Genomic DNA, 15731 nt, shown 5'->3' on the forward strand with positions numbered 1-15731 from the left:
CCCACGATGTTGGACGTTCGTTCCCTCGATCTGCATTACGGCGCCGCACAAGCCCTGCGCAGCGTTTCCATGAAGGCCGAAATCGGCAAGGTCACCTGTCTGGTCGGCCGCAACGGTGTCGGCAAATCCAGCCTGCTGCGTGCCATCGTCGGATTGAAGCCGGTGTCCGGCGGCTCCATCGGTTGGGACGGCGCCGACGTGACCAAGTTGGCTCCGGCCGACCGGGCGCGCCGCGGCATCGCCTATGTTCCGCAAGGGCGCGAGATCTTCCCGCTGCTGACGGTGCGGGAAAACCTGCTGACCGGCTACGCCCCGCTGCCGCGCTCGCAACGCTCGATCCCCGACGAGGTGTTCGAGCTGTTCCCGGTCCTGAAATCCATGCTGGACCGCCGCGGCGGCGACCTGTCCGGCGGTCAGCAGCAGCAGCTCGCCATCGGCCGCGCCCTGGTGACCCGCCCACGCCTGCTCGTTCTGGACGAGCCGACCGAGGGCATCCAGCCCTCCATCATCAAGGACATCGGCCGCGCCATCTCCTACCTGCGCGACAAGGGCACCATGGCGATCCTGCTGGTGGAGCAATACTTCGATTTCGCCCGCGACCTTGCCGACGACTGGGTGGTGATGGAACGTGGCGAGGTGATGCTGTCCGGCCCGCGCAGCGGCCTGGACGAGCAGGAGGTGCGCAAGTACCTGACGGTATAACACTGCTTGCGGTAATTTTCTGTGGGCGAGCTGCGGAATAACCGGACGGTCATTGCGTCTTTGATCCATCGGGCCTGCCATCCGGCGGGCCTGCTTTGGGAGGAACCGCGCAATGAAATCCGCAATCCGTGTCGCCGCAGTCGCCTTTCTGGGGATCGCCCTGTTTGGCGCGCCTGCCTTCGCTCAGGATAAAGAACCGGCCATGATGGGGAAGACCGCGATGGGTCCCGTCCTGACCGACGCGAAGGGAATGACGCTCTACGTCTTCGACAAGGACAGTGCCGGCAAGTCGGCCTGCAACGGGCCTTGCGCAACGAACTGGCCGCCGCTGATGGCTTCTGCCTCCGCCAAGCCGATGGGCAAATACACCGTGGTCACCCGCGACGATGGATCCAAGCAATGGGCGTATGACGGCAAGCCGCTCTACACCTGGGCCAAGGACGCCAAGCCCGGCGACACCACCGGTGACGGTGTGAACAACGTCTGGCACGTGGCGAAGCCGTAACATCCGTTCCATCATGGCGCCGCGGCGGCTGTCGCTCAGCGCCGCGACGCCGCGTTCGCCGGGAGTATACTTATCCGGTCGAGGTAATGCACAAACGTCGACTTGGCAGGCGGTGCTCTTTAAAGGTCGTTAAGGATCGAAACCGCATGATGGCGTCACCGTCATCTTGCTCATGGAGCAGCAGGCCATGTCGATCTACAACGCCACCTCTTTCGAAGCCGCCCCGTCCGCCGAGCCGAAAATCCGCAAGATGCGCGGTTTGCCGCGTCTGGCCGTGTGGACGGTGATGATCGGCGCGCCGTGGGTAGTGATCGTGCAGGCGGTGCGCCTGATCTTCTGAGAGTTCGTCTCAGACCGGCGCACCCCCCATCCTTCACGTGCTTACTGGGCCGGCGCCACCCAGGGTTCCAGCGCACCGACCTTCTTGGCCCGCTTCTCGTCGGCCGAGAGTTTGAAATTGTGACCGTAGGGCGCGCTCTCGAACGAGCCGTAGCCGGGATTGGCCAGCATCAGCCAGTCGCGCCCGAAACGCTCCTTCGCCGACTCATAGGCCTTCAGCCTCTCCGCGTCGCTGCCGTTGTAGGCGTCGCTGAAATCGCCGAAATTATCGCCGAACAGCAGGACGATCCGGTAATCCTTGGCGATGGCCGCGCGCCGCGTGCTCTTCGCCGAACCCCAGTCGGGCTTTTCCTTGGACATCAGGAAGGTATCGACGTTGCCGCCCATCGGGAATCCCAGCGCCTGCGCGTTGCGGCGGGTCGGCTCTTCCTGGTCGGCGCTGCGGTTGGTGACGTAGAAGACCTTGACGCCCTTCGACTCGGCATATTGGGTGAACTCCACCGCGCCCGGCACCGCTGTCGCCTTCTCCGCCTTCACCCAGGCGTCCCAGGTCTTGGGCGAGAAGTCGGTGCCGGTGGTCACGAGGCCGGTCTGATAGGCGGAGTTGTCCATCGCCGTCTCGTCCAGGTCCAGCACCACGGCCGGCGGCAGGTCCTGGTAATTGCCGGTCTGTTCGGTCGCCGCCGTCCAGGTCTTGTCGGCCAGCGCCTTGTCCAGCTGGATCCTGCCCAGCGCATAGACCGCCAGCGCGTTGGCCTTGTATTCGACCGAGCGCTGCATCCACAACTCGGCGTTCAGCAGGTCGTTCTGGGGCACCGGACCCTGTTGAGCCGGGCTCTGAGGAGCAGGATCGGCCGCCAGGGCAGGCCCGGCCAGAAGGGAGAGGGCAACCGCACCGGACAGCAGCGACCAGCGCCCGGAACAGGCGGATTTGCGCATCGACACACCCATCCATCAAGTGTCATGGAACCGTCATCGAAGCACAGTTTCGGGTGCTTGGCGATGGTCCAGTGACGCTTGCGTCAGGGTGTCCCGCTACCGTCCTCCAATCGGGTCCAGCGCAGCGGGATCGCGGCCTTCCGCCGCCACCCGCGCTCCACATGGAGGCTCCAGCTTCGCTGGGCATTGGGCAGGGCAGGGTCGGGGTGCCAATCGATGCCGACCGCCCCGGTCAGGTGCAGCACGTCGCCGCTGGCGGCCTCGACCAGCAGCAGCCCGGCGCGGGGGTTCAGCAGCATGTTGCCCAGCGTGTTGAAATAGCGGTTGCCGGCATAGTCCGGAATGATCAGCCGGTCGCCGTCGATTCGGATGAAACCCGCCGGCCCTCCCCGGTGCGACATGTCCAGCCGGCCGTCATGGCCAGCCGACGAGGCGGAGGCGACGAAGGCGGTGTCGGCCGTACCGATCAGGCGCCGGGCCTCACCGTCCAGGCCGACCAGCGCCTCCACCGCTCCGGCGGGGGAGGGGGGTACGGCCTCCGCCCGGCGGACATGGATGTATTGCGGGCAGTTGCCGAAGCTCTCCTCCACCGCGATGGCGAATGCCACCCCGTCGCGTGCCGCCACCCGTCCGTTCACCCGGTTGCGGCGGCGGGTGCCGAGGTCGATGCCCAGCGCCGCCACCGGATCCCCCACCGCCGGTCCGGTCGGCCAGGGCTGCCACGCGCCGTGGTCGGGCCGCACCCACAGCGTCCGCGGGTCGGCTGCGGCGACGAAGCCGGGGGCGCCGGTCAGCACCCCGGCCGCCGGGTCACCGGCCTCGTCCCGTGCGGCGACCAGCAGCCAGGGCAGCAGCGGATAGAAGTCCTGGTGCTGCGGGATCAGCCGGTCGCGGATCGGCGCCGACGGCACGCGGAACCCGGCCCGCGCCTGCGCCTCCCGCTCGCCGGGATGGAAGGGATCGGGGATGCGGTCCTGGTCCATGGCCGTGCTCCTTTGTTCGGAATGGCGGGAGAATGTTCAGGCGTGCTGCGGAATGGCGCTTGGAATGGCGCTCTGGGGCATCGGTGTCAGCGCCGGGATCGCTTCCACCCGTTCCAGCCAGCGGCGGACCGCCGGATAGGGATCGAGCGGGATGCGGCCTTCCGGGGCGCGGGCGACATAGGCGTAGCAGGCGATGTCGGCGATGGTCGGCCGCTCCGCCGCCAGCCAGTCGCGGCCGGCCAGATGACCGTCCATGAAGCGCAGGACGCGCTCCGCAATTCTCTGTGCATCGGTCAGCGAACCGGCCCCGCCCCACAGCGTCAGGATGCGCGCCAGCGCCGGCCCGAAGCGCAGGTCGCCGGATGCGATCGACAGCCAGCGCTGCACCTGCGCCGCCTCTTCCGGCGCCTTCGGTTTCCAATGGCCGGAACCGTCGTAGCGGTCGGCGAGATAGACGAGGATTGCGACGGAGTCCGGCAGGACGAGGTCGCCGTCGACCAGCACCGGGATCTGCCCGAAGGGATTCAGGGCGAGGAAGGTCTCCGATTTCCGCACCTCGGCATTCGCATCGACGTAACGGTATGGCAGGCCGAGGATGTTCAGGAATGCCTCCACCCGGTGGGCATGGCCCGACAGCGGCGTGCCGTAGAGCGTGATGGCGGGTTGGGTGCTGATGCTCATGACAGAGCTCCTCTCTCTCGGATCGCGGATGCCCATAGCCAACCACTTGCACCCCGGCGCAGGAATGCGCTTTGATCAAAAGGCACTCTTTCGGAAAACGGAATAATCGTGGACCGGCTGGACGAACTGGCGATCTTCGTCGCGATCCTGGAGGCCGGCAGCCTCGCCGGGGCGGCCAAGCGGCTGCGGCGGTCGGCGCCCGCCGTCACCCGCGCCCTGTCGGGGCTGGAGGAGCGGCTGGGCCTGCGGCTGATCGAGCGGACCACCCGCAACCTCGCCCCCACCGACGCCGGGCGTCGGCTGGCGGAGCAGGCGCGCCGGCTGCTGGCCGACTATGACGAGGCGCTGGCTGCCACCGGCACCGACCGGCCGTTGCGCGGGCGGTTGCGCGTCACCGCTCCGGTGATGTTCGGGCGCAAGCATGTGACGCCGCTGGTCCTCGACTTCATGCGAGCCTTCCCCGACATCCGGGTCGAGCTGGTGCTGTCCGACGGCAATCTCGACCTGATCGAGGAGGAGTTGGACGTCGCCATCCGCATCGGTCCGCTGCCCGACTCCGGCCTCGTCGCCCGGCGGGTGGGGCAGGTCGCGCGCTATCTGGTCGCCAGCCCCGGCTATCTGGAGCGTCGCGGCACGCTCTCGATGCCGGAGGATCTGGCCGGCCACGACATCATCCTGTCGACCGCCCGTCCCGGTCCGCCGGACTGGCGCTTTCTGGTCGACGGGCGGGAGCGGGTGGTGCGGGTCACCCCGCGGCTGGCGGTCAGCCACATCGAGCCGGCCCTGCTCGCGGCGCGGGACGGGCACGGCATCGCCCGGCCGCTGTCCTACCAGGCGGCCGACGACATCGCCGCCGGAACCCTTGTGCGCCTGATGCCGCATGCCGAACCGGCGCCACTGCCGGTCCATGTCGTGGTGCCGACGGCCCGGCTGATGCCCGGCCGGGTGCGCGCCTTCCTCGACCATGCGGTGCAGGGGCTGTCGGCGCTGGCCGTGCTGCACCCTTGACCGCGGGGCTTCGGCAGGAAGACCCTCAGGGATCGCGGACGACGCGGAATCCGTAGGCGGCAAAGCCGATTTCGGCCTCGTTCTCCCGCTGCACGGCGGAGCGGATGTAGCGCGGGTGGCTGTGCCACGACCCGCCGCGCATCCGCCGCCGCGGGCAAGCCTCTCCGGCCTCCGCGGACCCGTCCGTCGCGCAATCCTCCACCCACTGCCAGACATTGCCCAGCATGTCGTAAAGGCCGAAGCCGTTGGGCCGATAGCTGCCGACCGGGGCGGTGAACAGGGCGCCGTCGCGGCAGGCCGCCACCTCCCAGTCGGTGAAGCGGTCCTTGGCGGTCAGGTCGGCGCCGTTCGCCGCGCCGCATCCCGTCGCCGGGTCATCGCCCCACCAGCGGGCGGTCGCGGAGCCGGCACGGGCCGCATACTCCCACTCCTCCTCCGTCGGCAGGCGATAGGCGTGGCCGGTGCGGCGGCTGAGCCAGTCCACATAGGCCTTGGCATCGTACCAACTGACGCAGACCGCCGGGTGGGCGTTCGTCTGGTCGAATCCAGGCCGGCGCCAGGAAAAATGCCAGCGCGGCAGCAGTTCGGTTTCGCCGGCATAGCCGCGGCAGATGGTCTGCGACCGGTATCCGCTGTCCTCGACGAAGCGGGCGTACTCGCCACGGGTGACCGTGTATTTGCCGAGCGCGAATGCGTGCCGGATCGTCGCCGGCCGCTGTATCGCTTCTCCCGGAAAACGCTCCGCCTCCGTCTCCGGCGAACCCTGGAGGAAGCTGCCGGCCGGCACCGTCACCAGCACCGGCGCGTCGGGATGGTCCCAGATCTCGCGCGCCGCGCCTCCGGCCTGCCAGACTTGGAAGGCGGCCAGCCGTTCGGCGCGCCAGCCGGTCAGGTCCACCGGCTCGGCCCGGCGCCAGGCGGTCAGACCGGTCAGCAGAAGGATCAGGACGGCCACGGCGCCCAGCGAACCGGGCAGGGCGCATCTCATGGTGCGGATGTCTTTTGCAAGAGAGGTGCAGTGGGTCATCCCGTCATTTCCCCGGTGCAACCCGTTCCCGGCAACCGTGCGTCCGTGTCCTGGTCGGGGCACCTCCCGCCCGGTCCGGCAGCCGAGGGACCGTCCGCCTGTGCCATCGGGGTAGGTCGAAAGCGGTGGGGCGTCGAAAGCGTGGCCGCCCTGTTGGTGCGGGCAGACGTTCAACGGAACTTTGACACCACAGGAGCATACTCATGGCCGCCTATCCCGCGGATCTCACGCGCGCGCTGTTCGTCACCGGTCTGCGCAACGCCCATGCGGTCGAACAGCAGGCGCTTGCGCTGATGGACCGCCAGCTTGACCGTCTGGTGAATTACCCGGAAGTCTCCGACCATCTGCGCATGCACCGCGGCGAGACCGAGGCGCAGATCACCCGTCTCGACCAGATTCTGGACCAGTTGCAGGAAAGCCATTCCGGCCTGAAGGACACCGCCCTGTCGATCATGGGCAATCTGGCGGCGCTGGGCCACAGCTTCGCCGAGGACGAAATCCTCAAGAACTCCTTCGCCAACTACGCCTTCGAGAATTTCGAGGTGGCGAGCTACCGGTCGCTTCTGACCGTGGCGGATGCCGGCAACTTCGCCTTCGCCGTGCCGCTGCTGCAGACCTCGCTGCGCGAGGAGGAGGCGATGGCGTCCTGGGTGATCGAGAATGTGCCGACCCTGACCCTGAAATACCTGTCGCTGAAGGCCAGCGACCAGACCGCCGGCCGCTGACGCCGGACTCGATTTGCCCGCATGGAAACGGCCGGGGAAGACAGGCTCTTCCCCGGCCGTTTCCATTGCACCCCGCCCGTGGCGCCGGGGGGATCAGACGTCGTAGATGGGCCCCGGGGTCTTCTTGTTGGCGCCGCCGGCCTTTTCCTCCGATTTCTCGGTCAGGGTCTTGTCACGGTCCTGGTCGGTGCCGGCGGTGGACGGTTTGCCGGACTTGGCCGTATCGTTTTCCGGTTTCCCCTGCTTGGACGCTTCGTTCATCGTGGTTGCTCCCGGTTGTGACGATGCCTTCCCAACAGCGCAGGGGCGCAGCCGTTGCCAACGATCCGTCACCGGGCATCGCCGCACCGCAATGCAGCCTTCCGGCCTTGTCCGGATTTTGCCCGGTGACGAGCAGGCTTGCTTTGCCGTAAGAGACAGGACGGGTCTCAAAACGGATGGATCCCCCGTGCTCAGATCGGTTTCCCTTTGCCTGTTCGTCGCCGTGGCCGGCGGTCTTGCGGGCTGCACCTCCGACTATTCGCCCAACACCTACTCCTCCAGCGCGGTCCAGCAGGCTAACAAGGTGGAGCCGGCGGTCGTGGTCGGATTTCGTCAGGTGGCGATCAGCGCCAACGGCACGGTCGGCGCCGTCAGCGGCGGCGCGGCCGGCGGCATCCTGGGCGCGCAGGTCGGCTCCGGCGGCATGAACGCCGCGCTGGGCACCGTCGGAGGCACGGCGATCGGCGGACTGCTGGGCACGGCGATGGAGCACATCGCCGGCGACACCACCGGCTGGGAATACATCGTCCGCAAATCCAACGGCGACCTGCTGTCGCTGACCCAGAAGGAACCGCAGCCGCTGCCCATCGGCCAGAAGGTTCTGGTCATCACGGGCAGCCAGGCCCGCATCGTGCCCGACTATTCGTCGCCCGCCGAGTCCGCGACCGCCAAGGCCGATTCGGCCCAACCGAACTCTGCCAGGACAGACGCCGCGGCGGAGCCCCCGAAGCCGGAAACGCCGAAATCGGACATCAAGGCGGTGCCGCTCGCCCCGCCTGCAGCACCGGCTCCGTCGGAATCCGCCGCTGGCCCTGCGCCGTCCAGCGGCGGCGGTCCCATCCGCCTGACCGCCCCCACCGACAACGTTCCGGCGCCTGCGGCCTCCACCCCGTCCGCCGCCCCCGTCCCGGCGGAAGAGAAACCGGCCGAATAGCTCCATACTTGCCCGAATGGACGGGATGGCGCACAGTCCGGTGGTCCAATCGTAAGATCACCGGCCGAGGGTCCATGTCCGCCGTCGATTCCGCACACAGCGCCGCTCCCGCCCCTACTCCGGCCCCTACCCCGGCAATGACCAGGGAGGAGTTGGAGGAACTGATCCGCGAGGGGGTTCCCCTGGTCGGAAACTTCGGCATCGTCGTCGACAGCCTCGGCGCCGGCACGATCCGCCTGCGCCTGCCCTACAAGGACGATTTCGTCCGGCCCGGCGGCACGGTAACCGGTCCGGCCATGTTCGGGCTGGCCGATGTGGCGCTCTATGGCGCGGTGCTGAGCCTGATCGGGCGGGTGGAACTGGCGGTGACCACCAGCATGACCATCAACTTCCTGCGCCGCCCACCTCCCGTTGCCATCATCGCCGAGGCGCGCGTCCTGAAGCTGGGCAAGCGGCTGGCCTATGGCGAGATCCTGCTGTTCTCGGAAGGCGATCCGGAGCCGGTCGCCCATGTCACCGGCACCTATTCCATCCCCCCGCACGATCCCGTCACCGTTGCGGTATCTCATTACCGCGTAGATGGAGCCTCATAAAAACCTGTTTATTATCAATAGGTTTGGCGGAGCGGTACCTAATTACCGCTCTCGCAAGACATTGATTTCAAAGGGAAATTTTTCGGTTGACAGAGGTGTGCCGCTGCCCGTAGAAAGCCGTCCGCTTCGGCGCCCCGGATTCGGCGGCCTGCCGATCCGTATTCGAAGAAACGAGTGTGGCGATGAAGACCTTCAATCTGAAGCCGACCGAAATCGAGAAGAAGTGGTACGTCGTCGACGCCGACGGCCTCGTTCTCGGCCGGCTCGCCAGCATCCTGGCGAACATCCTGCGTGGCAAGAACAAGCCGACCTACACCCCGCACATGGATTGCGGCGACCATGTCGTCGTGATCAATGCTGAGAAGGTGAAGCTGACCGGCAACAAGCGCGATGCCGACATCTTCTACTGGCACACCGGCTATCCGGGCGGGATCAAGGGCCGTTCCAAGGGCCAGATCCTGGACGGCAAGTATCCGGAGCGTGTGATCGAGAAGGCCGTGGAGCGTATGGTTCCGCGCGGTCCGCTCGGCCGTCAGCAGATGACCCATCTCAAGGTCTACAAGGGCGCCACGCATCCGCACGATGCGCAGCAGCCGGTCGCCCTCGACATCGGCGCCCTGAACCCGAAGAATAAGCGGAGCGCGTAAGCATGGCTCAGGTCACCACCACCCTCTCCAGCCTTAAGGATCTGACGGGCGCCGCCGCCACCGCGACCGTCACCGAAGAGCTGGCCGCTCCGAAGCTGGACGCCCAGGGCCGCGCCTACGCCACCGGCAAGCGCAAGGACGCCGTCGCCCGCGTGTGGATCAAGCCGGGCACCGGCAAGGTCACCGTGAACGGCCGCGACCAGACGGTCTATTTCGCCCGTCCGGTGCTGCGCATGATGATCGCCCAGCCGTTCGGCGTGACCGAGCGTCTGGACCAGTTCGACGTCGTCGCCACCGTCGCCGGTGGTGGTCTGTCGGGCCAGGCCGGTGCCGTCCGCCACGGCATCTCCAAGGCGCTGACCTACTTCGAGCCGGCCCTGCGCCCGCCGTTGAAGGCCGCCGGCTTCCTGACCCGCGACGCCCGTACGGTCGAGCGTAAGAAGTACGGCCGCGCCAAGGCCCGCCGCAGCTTCCAGTTCTCGAAGCGCTAATCCCTACACGGGCCCGCGGCTTTACGGTACAAGCGAGGGGCGTCCCGAAAGGGGCGCCCCTTTCTTTTTGTCCCGATACCACCAATCAAGCGTTCCTCCCGTCAAGCGAAGGACATCGCCTCCATGGCCTCGATCAGCATTCCGGGCAGCACTCCCGGCGGTTCGAAAATCCGCGTCGGCATCCTGGGCGCTTCCGGTTACACCGGCGCCGAACTGGTGCGCATGCTGCTGCGCCACCCGAATGTCGAGATCGCCGCCCTGACCGCAGAACGACAGGCCGGCAAGCCGATGGCGGAGGTGTTCCCGCATCTGGGCGGCTATGGCCTGCCCGATCTGGTGAAGATCGAGCAGCTGAAGTGGGACGGCCTGGACTTCATCTTCTGCGCCCTGCCGCACGGCACCACGCAGGAGGTGATCGCCGGCCTGCCCAGCGGGCTGAAGGTGGTCGACCTGTCCGCCGATTTCCGTCTGAGCGACCCGGCCGAATACGCCACCTGGTACGGGCATGAGCACCGCGCCGTCGGCCTGCAGAAGGAGGTCGCCTACGGCCTGACCGAATTCAACCGCCAGGGCGTGCGCAAGGCGCGGGTGGTGGCGAATCCCGGCTGCTACCCGACCTGCTCGCTGCTGCCGCTGCTGCCGCTGCTGATGGAAAACCAGATCGAGCCGGGCGGCATCATCATCGACGCCAAGTCCGGCGTGTCGGGCGCCGGCCGCGACGCCAAGCAGGCCAACCTGTTCACCGAGGTGTCGGAGGGCTTCAACGCCTATGGCGTCGGCCACCACCGCCACATGCCGGAGATCGAGCAGGAGCTGCGGCTGGCCGCCGGCCGGCCGGTCACCGTCTCCTTCACCCCGCATCTGGTGCCGATGAACCGCGGCATGATGGCGACCATCTATGTCCGCATGGCCGATGGCGTCACCGCCGACGACCTGCGCACGACGCTGGCCGCCCGCTATGCCGACGAACCCTTCGTCGGGGTGACGCCGGCCGGCGTGGTTCCGGCGACGCGCCATGTCCGCGCGTCCAATCACAATCTGATCGGCGTGGTCGCCGACCGCACCCCGCGCGGCGCCATCATCGTGTCGGTGATCGACAATCTGGTGAAGGGCGCCTCGGGCCAGGCCATCCAGAACATGAACGTCATGATGGGTCTGGGCGAGACCACCGGCATCGATCAGGCGCCGCTTTTCCCGTAACAAGTCCGCACGAGGGGGCTGTGACAGCGTTGTGGCCCCCTATCCGCACTGTTGCACGGAGGCACCAATCGGGATTTGCTTTGCCCTGTCAATGCGAAATCAGGTGGTGCCTTAAGCCTTACGGTGCTTCAATCCGGCCCGTCATGCACGACTTCGGTACGACCTGATGACCGGCCTTGTCCGCGCCTTCAACGGCATCCTGCCCACCATCGACCCGACCGCGTTCATCGCGGAAACGGCGGCGGTGATCGGTGATGTCGTGATCGGGGCGAACAGCAGCATCTGGTACGGCTGCACCGTGCGTGGAGACGTCAACGAGGTCCGAATCGGCGCTCGCACCAACATTCAGGACGGCACCGTGATCCACGTGGCCTCTGAAGGGCAGGGCACCTACATCGGAGACGACATCACCGTCGGCCACATGGCGTTGCTGCACGCCTGCACGCTGGAAGACGGCTGCTTCATCGGCATGAAGGCCTGCATCCTGGATGGGGCCTATGTCGAGTCGCGGGCGATGGTCGCCGCCGGTGCTCTGGTGACGCCCGGAAAGCGGGTGACGTCCGGATTCTTGTGGGCCGGCAGCCCTGCTAGACCGGTTCGCGAGCTGACGGAGCGCGATCTCGCGGTTTTTCCGGTTCTCAGCCACCGTTACACGGATTTGGCGGAAACCTACCGGAAAAGCTGCTATGGAAGTGGAGCATAGGTCCAAGAACAGGTACGGTTCGGCCAATCGGCTGAGGTGTCGGAACACCACCGCACACCACATGTTGGGATGGTCGCTGCCGCGCTTGCACATGGGCGGATGCTTCGATTGATAGGTTCATCCCCCGCAGGCACTCTGATGGGGAAGGGTTCTGGAAGGGAGTGAAGACAATGAAGACTATTGTTCGCGCGGGTCTGGCTGCCATCCCGGCCGCCATCGTCGCTTTCGGTCTGTCGGCGGCCGCCAATGCCCAGGACGCGAGCCTGGTCGGCAAGGGCACCGAGTGGTGCAACCCGGTCATCGGCTGGGGCAACGTCGCCGCCCGCACCGGTGACGGCGGCTACGTCATCCATCAGGGCAGCTATCCGTGCCCGCCGGCCGCCGCTGCTCCGGCTCCGGCCGCCGTCGCTGCGGTCCAGAGCGAATATCTGGTGTTCTTCGACTGGGATAAGTCGACCATCACCCCGGCCGCCGATCGCGTGATCGGTGACGCGGTGTCGGCCATCCTGAAGAACGGTGGCGCCAAGATCCACGTCGTCGGCCACACCGACACGTCGGGCTCGCCGGCCTACAACCAGAAGCTGTCGCTGCGTCGTGCCGACGCGGTCAAGAAGGCTCTGGTCGCCAAGGGCATCCAGACTGCCAACATCACGACCGAAGGCAAGGGCGAGAGCCAGCTGCTGGTCCAGACCGGCCCGAACGTGCGTGAGCCGTCCAACCGTCGTGCGCAGATCCTGCCGCGCCTGCTGAACGCTCCGTCGTCCTAAGGACGGCAGGCAGGGGGCCGCTCCGGGGGTTTCGGATCGGCCTTCCCGCCAGCGGAAGACTCCGCAAGAAAAAGGCCGCGCCGGGTTCCCCCGGTCGCGGCCTTTTTCCGTTCCCGCCTGTTCTCAGGCCCCGGTTTGGGCCTGGGCTTGGTCCTGCTCCGGCTCCCCGGCGGTCAGCCGCAAGGGCACCACGCCCGCCCACACCGGGTGGTCCATATCCTCCGGATCGTCGCTTGGCGGGCCGGAGCGCCGCTTGGCCGACGCCTCGGCGATCGGGAAGGCCAGCACGGAAGTGGCCTTCAGTTCCTGCACATTGGGCGCCCGCACCTTGGCGCTGCGGCCGGGTTCGATCTTTTCCATCAAGGCATCCAGGGCGGCGCGCTTCTCCGCCTCCTCCATCACCAGCCGCGGCCGGCCGAACAGCATGACCGAGCGGTAGTTGACGGAGTGATGGAAGGCCGAGCGCGCCAGCACCCATCCGTCGATCAACGACAGGGTGATGCAGGCCTCGCCTCCCTCCTGCAGCCGTCGGATCATCCGGCTGGAGGATGCGCCGTGGATCATCAGTTCGTCCCCCACGCGCCAGGGAACCGTCGGGATCACCATGGGGGAGGGCGCGCCATGGCCCTTGATGGCGTCGTCGACGAAGCCGACGTGGCAGATCGGCGCCTCGTCGATGATGGCGTGGATCAGCGCGACGTCATGGCTGCCGCGGTCGCCCAGCCGCACAGGCCGGGTGCGCGGGGTCTGGGCCAGGGTGGTGGCGGAGTCGGCGGGGGTATCGGCGAGAAGGCTAGTCATGGTCGTGCTCAAGGTCGGGACTGTTGCGATGACCCAGAATTGCCCACAGAATGGCTCTCTCGAAAGGTCCGGAATGTCGATTTCATAGGGACCAATTTGCCTGCCCCTTTGGAGGATCGCCATGGCCCGTGCGGCAGTTCCGGTTCTGTCCAGCCTTGGACCGGTGGCGCTCGACCGTGACGGGGCGGAGCCGCTGCATCGCCAGCTCTACGGTGCGCTGCGCCAGGCGGTGCTGGACGGCCGGCTGCGCCCGGGAGAGAGGCTGCCGCCCAGCCGGGCGCTCGCCACCGACTGGGGGCTGTCGCGCAACACCGTGGTGACCGCCTACGACACGCTGCTGGCGGAGGGGTATGTCACCGGCCGGGTGGGGTCCGGCACCTTCGTCGCCGCCTCCCTTCCCGATGCGGCGCCCGGCAGCCTTCCCGCCCGCGACGAGGTCCGCCGGGGTGTCGGCCTGTCCTTCCGCGGCCGTGTGTTGGCCGAGGCGCCGGCCATCGCCCGCGACCGGGTGGGGCGGCCCTTCGCGCTCGGCACGCCGGATCTCGGCGTCTTTCCCTTCGCCCTGTGGGCGCAGCTTCTCGGCCGCTGCTGGCGCCAGGGCGGGCGGACGCTGGCGACCGAGCCGGACCCGCTGGGCTACGCTCCCCTGCGAGCGGAGATCGCCTCCTATCTGCGCGCCGTCCGCGCCGTCCGTTGCGATCCGGAGCAGGTCGTTATCGTTTCCGGCGCGCAGCAGGGGCTGGCGCTGTTGGCGCAACTGCTTCTCGACCCCGGCGATGAAGCCTGGGTGGAGGAGCCCGGCTGGCCCGGCAACCGCGCCGCGCTGCTGGGGGCCGGGGCACGGCTGGTCCCGGTGCCGGTGGACGGGGAGGGGATCGACGTCGCCGCCGGCATGGCCCGTGGGGCCGGCGCCCGGCTGGCACTGGTCACCCCCTCCCACCAATTCCCCTTGGGCGTGACCATGAGCCTTGCGCGCCGCCTGCGCCTGCTGGACTGGGCGGCGGCCCGCGACGCCTGGATCGTCGAGGACGATTACGACAGCGAGTTCCGCTATGCCGGCCCGCCGTTGGCTGCCCTCCAGGGGTTGGACGGCGCCGGCCGGGTCATCTATGTCGGCAGCTTCAGCAAGGTGATGTTCCCGGCGCTGCGGCTGGGCTATGTCGTGGTGCCGCCCGATCTGGTCGAACCGGTGCGCGCCGCGCGGCGCCATTTCGACGGCGGAACCAGCGTGGTGCCGCAGGCGGCGCTGCACCGTTTCCTGGCCGATGGCCATTTCGCCTCGCACCTGCGGGCCATGCGCTCCCTCTACGCCGCCAAGCGTACCGCCATCCTGGAGTCGATCGCAGGCGCCTTCGACGGCTTCGCCACGGCCGAGGCGGGGGAGGCCGGCATGCATGTGCTGCTCCGCCTGCCGCCGGACTGCCCCGACCATGCCCTGGCCGAGCGCGCTGCCCGCATCGGCCTGACCACGCCGGCCCTGTCCAGCTACCACCGTGCCGCCGACGGCATCGCCGGCAACGGCCTGCTGCTGGGCTTCGCCGCCCACGACCCGGCGACGCTCGACCGAGCGGTGCGCGATCTGGCACGGTTGGCGGCCGGGTGAGGTCGTTTTTACGACAGGTATTGGCTTTCCGGCACGCGGATGTAACCCTTTATGCTCTCATCGGGTGTCCGCACGCAGATCTGAACATGCGTCTTGGACATGATCATCGAGTTATCGAACACCGGAGGCTCTTCCTGATATAGGCCACGCACGGTGTTGAACGGCTGGAGAGGTTCCGGCCAACTGGTCGCCCGGTAATCGTGAAGTGCGTTGATTACAGCGCAATCAAGGGCATGGGAGGGTCCACGCATGGTGCGCCTGTTCTCCGGCAGAGGCGTGCCTGCTTTTTCATAGATACTGACCAAGCTTTCATAAGCGGGCTTCAGAAGGTCGATTGGTCCACGCGACATCAGGTCGAGACAATAGCCGAGATGGATGACAGCGCCGATGACGAACGCCTCACTGGCACCGTAGCGGTCAAGCGCCCACTCGTATCCCCGCCGTGGGTCGGCTTCCCAAAAATACACTCCTGACCCAAGCCAATCCCACTTGTTCCTGCTGTCCAGCAGATGGGGAACCCTCCCGGCGAGAATATCCTCACCGACTGCCCTTCGGCATCCGTGATAGCCGAGAACGAACGGATTGGAGAGATCGGTCATTGCGCAGGATCAGTCTGCGTCGCCTTGATGGTTTGCCGGAGGAGCGGAGATCCGTTCGATGAATCGGCGGGCAGCTTCCGGCGATTCCAACGCACGTTCCGTTGCCTGCCGGATCGCCTCCTTCATCGCTTTCAGATCTTCGTCGGTCATCGCCGTCCCCCTGTTGAAGGTCGCCATCTCGTTTTCTCCACCCAGGTCGCATCTGGAAACCGACCGGCACCTG

Annotated in this window: 21 protein-coding genes; 13 read left to right on the forward strand and 8 right to left on the reverse strand. The window is 67.3% G+C overall.

The window, feature by feature from the left end; translation table 11 throughout:
• Nucleotides 1-6: 6 nt before the first annotated feature.
• The 3 genes from urtE to VD964_RS10170 all read left to right on the forward strand — a co-directional run bounded on the left by urtE (nucleotide 7) and on the right by VD964_RS10170 (nucleotide 1547).
• On the forward strand, nucleotides 7-702 hold the full coding sequence (urtE, locus tag VD964_RS10160; RefSeq protein WP_324868187.1) for an urea ABC transporter ATP-binding subunit UrtE: 696 nt from the start codon (nucleotides 7-9) through the stop codon (nucleotides 700-702).
• Between the two features lie 202 nt (nucleotides 703-904).
• Complete coding sequence (locus VD964_RS10165; RefSeq protein ID WP_349255954.1) at nucleotides 905-1207, forward strand: hypothetical protein; 303 nt, start codon at nucleotides 905-907, stop codon at nucleotides 1205-1207.
• A 187-nt stretch (nucleotides 1208-1394) separates the two neighbouring features.
• Entirely contained in the window at nucleotides 1395-1547 is a 153-nt protein-coding gene (locus VD964_RS10170) for a hypothetical protein (RefSeq protein ID WP_188092578.1), read from the forward strand.
• 41 nt (nucleotides 1548-1588) lie between these two features.
• Here VD964_RS10170 and VD964_RS10175 read toward each other — a convergent pair whose 3' ends face one another.
• From VD964_RS10175 to VD964_RS10185, 3 genes are all read right to left on the reverse strand, one after another.
• A complete protein-coding gene (locus tag VD964_RS10175; protein WP_324868191.1) occupies nucleotides 1589-2485 on the reverse strand; it encodes a 5'-nucleotidase, lipoprotein e(P4) family in 897 nt (298 codons plus the stop codon).
• A gap of 83 nt (nucleotides 2486-2568) precedes the next feature.
• Nucleotides 2569-3468: a pyridoxamine 5'-phosphate oxidase family protein gene (locus tag VD964_RS10180; protein WP_324868193.1), complete on the reverse strand. Its 900-nt coding sequence runs from the start codon at nucleotides 3466-3468 to the stop codon at nucleotides 2569-2571.
• A gap of 36 nt (nucleotides 3469-3504) precedes the next feature.
• The gene (locus VD964_RS10185) at nucleotides 3505-4149 is read right to left on the reverse strand and encodes a glutathione S-transferase (protein ID WP_324868195.1); all 645 of its coding nucleotides are present in this window, start codon (nucleotides 4147-4149) and stop codon (nucleotides 3505-3507) included.
• Between the two features lie 108 nt (nucleotides 4150-4257).
• Here VD964_RS10185 and VD964_RS10190 point away from each other — a divergent pair, with 108 nt between their 5' ends.
• The gene (locus VD964_RS10190; RefSeq protein ID WP_324868197.1) at nucleotides 4258-5157 is read left to right on the forward strand and encodes a LysR family transcriptional regulator; all 900 of its coding nucleotides are present in this window, start codon (nucleotides 4258-4260) and stop codon (nucleotides 5155-5157) included.
• A gap of 25 nt (nucleotides 5158-5182) precedes the next feature.
• Here the strand turns inward: VD964_RS10190 and VD964_RS10195 are convergent, their stop codons facing one another.
• Complete coding sequence (locus VD964_RS10195; RefSeq protein WP_324868199.1) at nucleotides 5183-6145, reverse strand: formylglycine-generating enzyme family protein; 963 nt, start codon at nucleotides 6143-6145, stop codon at nucleotides 5183-5185.
• 242 nt (nucleotides 6146-6387) lie between these two features.
• Here VD964_RS10195 and VD964_RS10200 point away from each other — a divergent pair, with 242 nt between their 5' ends.
• Entirely contained in the window at nucleotides 6388-6909 is a 522-nt protein-coding gene (locus VD964_RS10200; protein ID WP_324868201.1) for a ferritin-like domain-containing protein, read from the forward strand.
• A 93-nt stretch (nucleotides 6910-7002) separates the two neighbouring features.
• Here VD964_RS10200 and VD964_RS10205 read toward each other — a convergent pair whose 3' ends face one another.
• Nucleotides 7003-7170, reverse strand: a complete 168-nt coding sequence (locus tag VD964_RS10205) for a hypothetical protein (RefSeq protein ID WP_324868203.1) — start codon at nucleotides 7168-7170, stop codon at nucleotides 7003-7005.
• 187 nt (nucleotides 7171-7357) lie between these two features.
• On the opposite strand from VD964_RS10205, the gene VD964_RS10210 reads away from it, so the two are divergent.
• The 7 genes from VD964_RS10210 (at nucleotide 7358) to VD964_RS10240 (ending at nucleotide 12505) form a co-directional block, all read left to right on the forward strand.
• Nucleotides 7358-8104 (forward strand): glycine zipper 2TM domain-containing protein, encoded by a 747-nt coding sequence (locus VD964_RS10210; RefSeq protein WP_324868205.1) that lies wholly within the window; start codon nucleotides 7358-7360, stop codon nucleotides 8102-8104.
• A 74-nt stretch (nucleotides 8105-8178) separates the two neighbouring features.
• Nucleotides 8179-8697, forward strand: a complete 519-nt coding sequence (locus VD964_RS10215; RefSeq protein ID WP_324868207.1) for a PaaI family thioesterase — start codon at nucleotides 8179-8181, stop codon at nucleotides 8695-8697.
• A gap of 182 nt (nucleotides 8698-8879) precedes the next feature.
• Nucleotides 8880-9344, forward strand: a complete 465-nt coding sequence (gene rplM / locus VD964_RS10220; RefSeq protein ID WP_014187880.1) for a 50S ribosomal protein L13 — start codon at nucleotides 8880-8882, stop codon at nucleotides 9342-9344.
• Between the two features lie 2 nt (nucleotides 9345-9346).
• Nucleotides 9347-9835 carry a 30S ribosomal protein S9 gene (gene rpsI, locus VD964_RS10225; protein WP_324868211.1) on the forward strand — a complete coding sequence of 163 codons (489 nt, stop codon included), beginning with the start codon at nucleotides 9347-9349 and terminating at the stop codon, nucleotides 9833-9835.
• Nucleotides 9836-9958: 123 nt separating this feature from the next.
• The gene (gene argC / locus VD964_RS10230; protein WP_324868213.1) at nucleotides 9959-11035 is read left to right on the forward strand and encodes an N-acetyl-gamma-glutamyl-phosphate reductase; all 1077 of its coding nucleotides are present in this window, start codon (nucleotides 9959-9961) and stop codon (nucleotides 11033-11035) included.
• Nucleotides 11036-11201: 166 nt separating this feature from the next.
• Complete coding sequence (locus VD964_RS10235) at nucleotides 11202-11738, forward strand: gamma carbonic anhydrase family protein (RefSeq protein WP_111068422.1); 537 nt, start codon at nucleotides 11202-11204, stop codon at nucleotides 11736-11738.
• Between the two features lie 170 nt (nucleotides 11739-11908).
• Nucleotides 11909-12505 (forward strand): OmpA family protein, encoded by a 597-nt coding sequence (locus VD964_RS10240; RefSeq protein ID WP_149228278.1) that lies wholly within the window; start codon nucleotides 11909-11911, stop codon nucleotides 12503-12505.
• Nucleotides 12506-12628: 123 nt separating this feature from the next.
• Here the strand turns inward: VD964_RS10240 and VD964_RS10245 are convergent, their stop codons facing one another.
• Entirely contained in the window at nucleotides 12629-13306 is a 678-nt protein-coding gene (locus tag VD964_RS10245; RefSeq protein ID WP_324868217.1) for a pyridoxamine 5'-phosphate oxidase family protein, read from the reverse strand.
• Between the two features lie 121 nt (nucleotides 13307-13427).
• On the opposite strand from VD964_RS10245, the gene VD964_RS10250 reads away from it, so the two are divergent.
• Entirely contained in the window at nucleotides 13428-14909 is a 1482-nt protein-coding gene (locus VD964_RS10250) for a PLP-dependent aminotransferase family protein (protein WP_324868219.1), read from the forward strand.
• An 8-nt stretch (nucleotides 14910-14917) separates the two neighbouring features.
• On the opposite strand, the gene VD964_RS10255 is transcribed toward VD964_RS10250, so the two are convergent.
• Together VD964_RS10255 and VD964_RS10260 are read right to left on the reverse strand one after the other, a co-directional pair.
• On the reverse strand, nucleotides 14918-15508 hold the full coding sequence (locus tag VD964_RS10255) for a hypothetical protein (RefSeq protein WP_324868220.1): 591 nt from the start codon (nucleotides 15506-15508) through the stop codon (nucleotides 14918-14920).
• 9 nt (nucleotides 15509-15517) lie between these two features.
• Complete coding sequence (locus VD964_RS10260; protein ID WP_324868221.1) at nucleotides 15518-15685, reverse strand: hypothetical protein; 168 nt, start codon at nucleotides 15683-15685, stop codon at nucleotides 15518-15520.
• Nucleotides 15686-15731 lie beyond the last annotated feature (46 nt).

Source organism: Azospirillum sp. (assembly GCF_035628975.1).
Classification (GTDB): domain Bacteria; phylum Pseudomonadota; class Alphaproteobacteria; order Azospirillales; family Azospirillaceae; genus Azospirillum.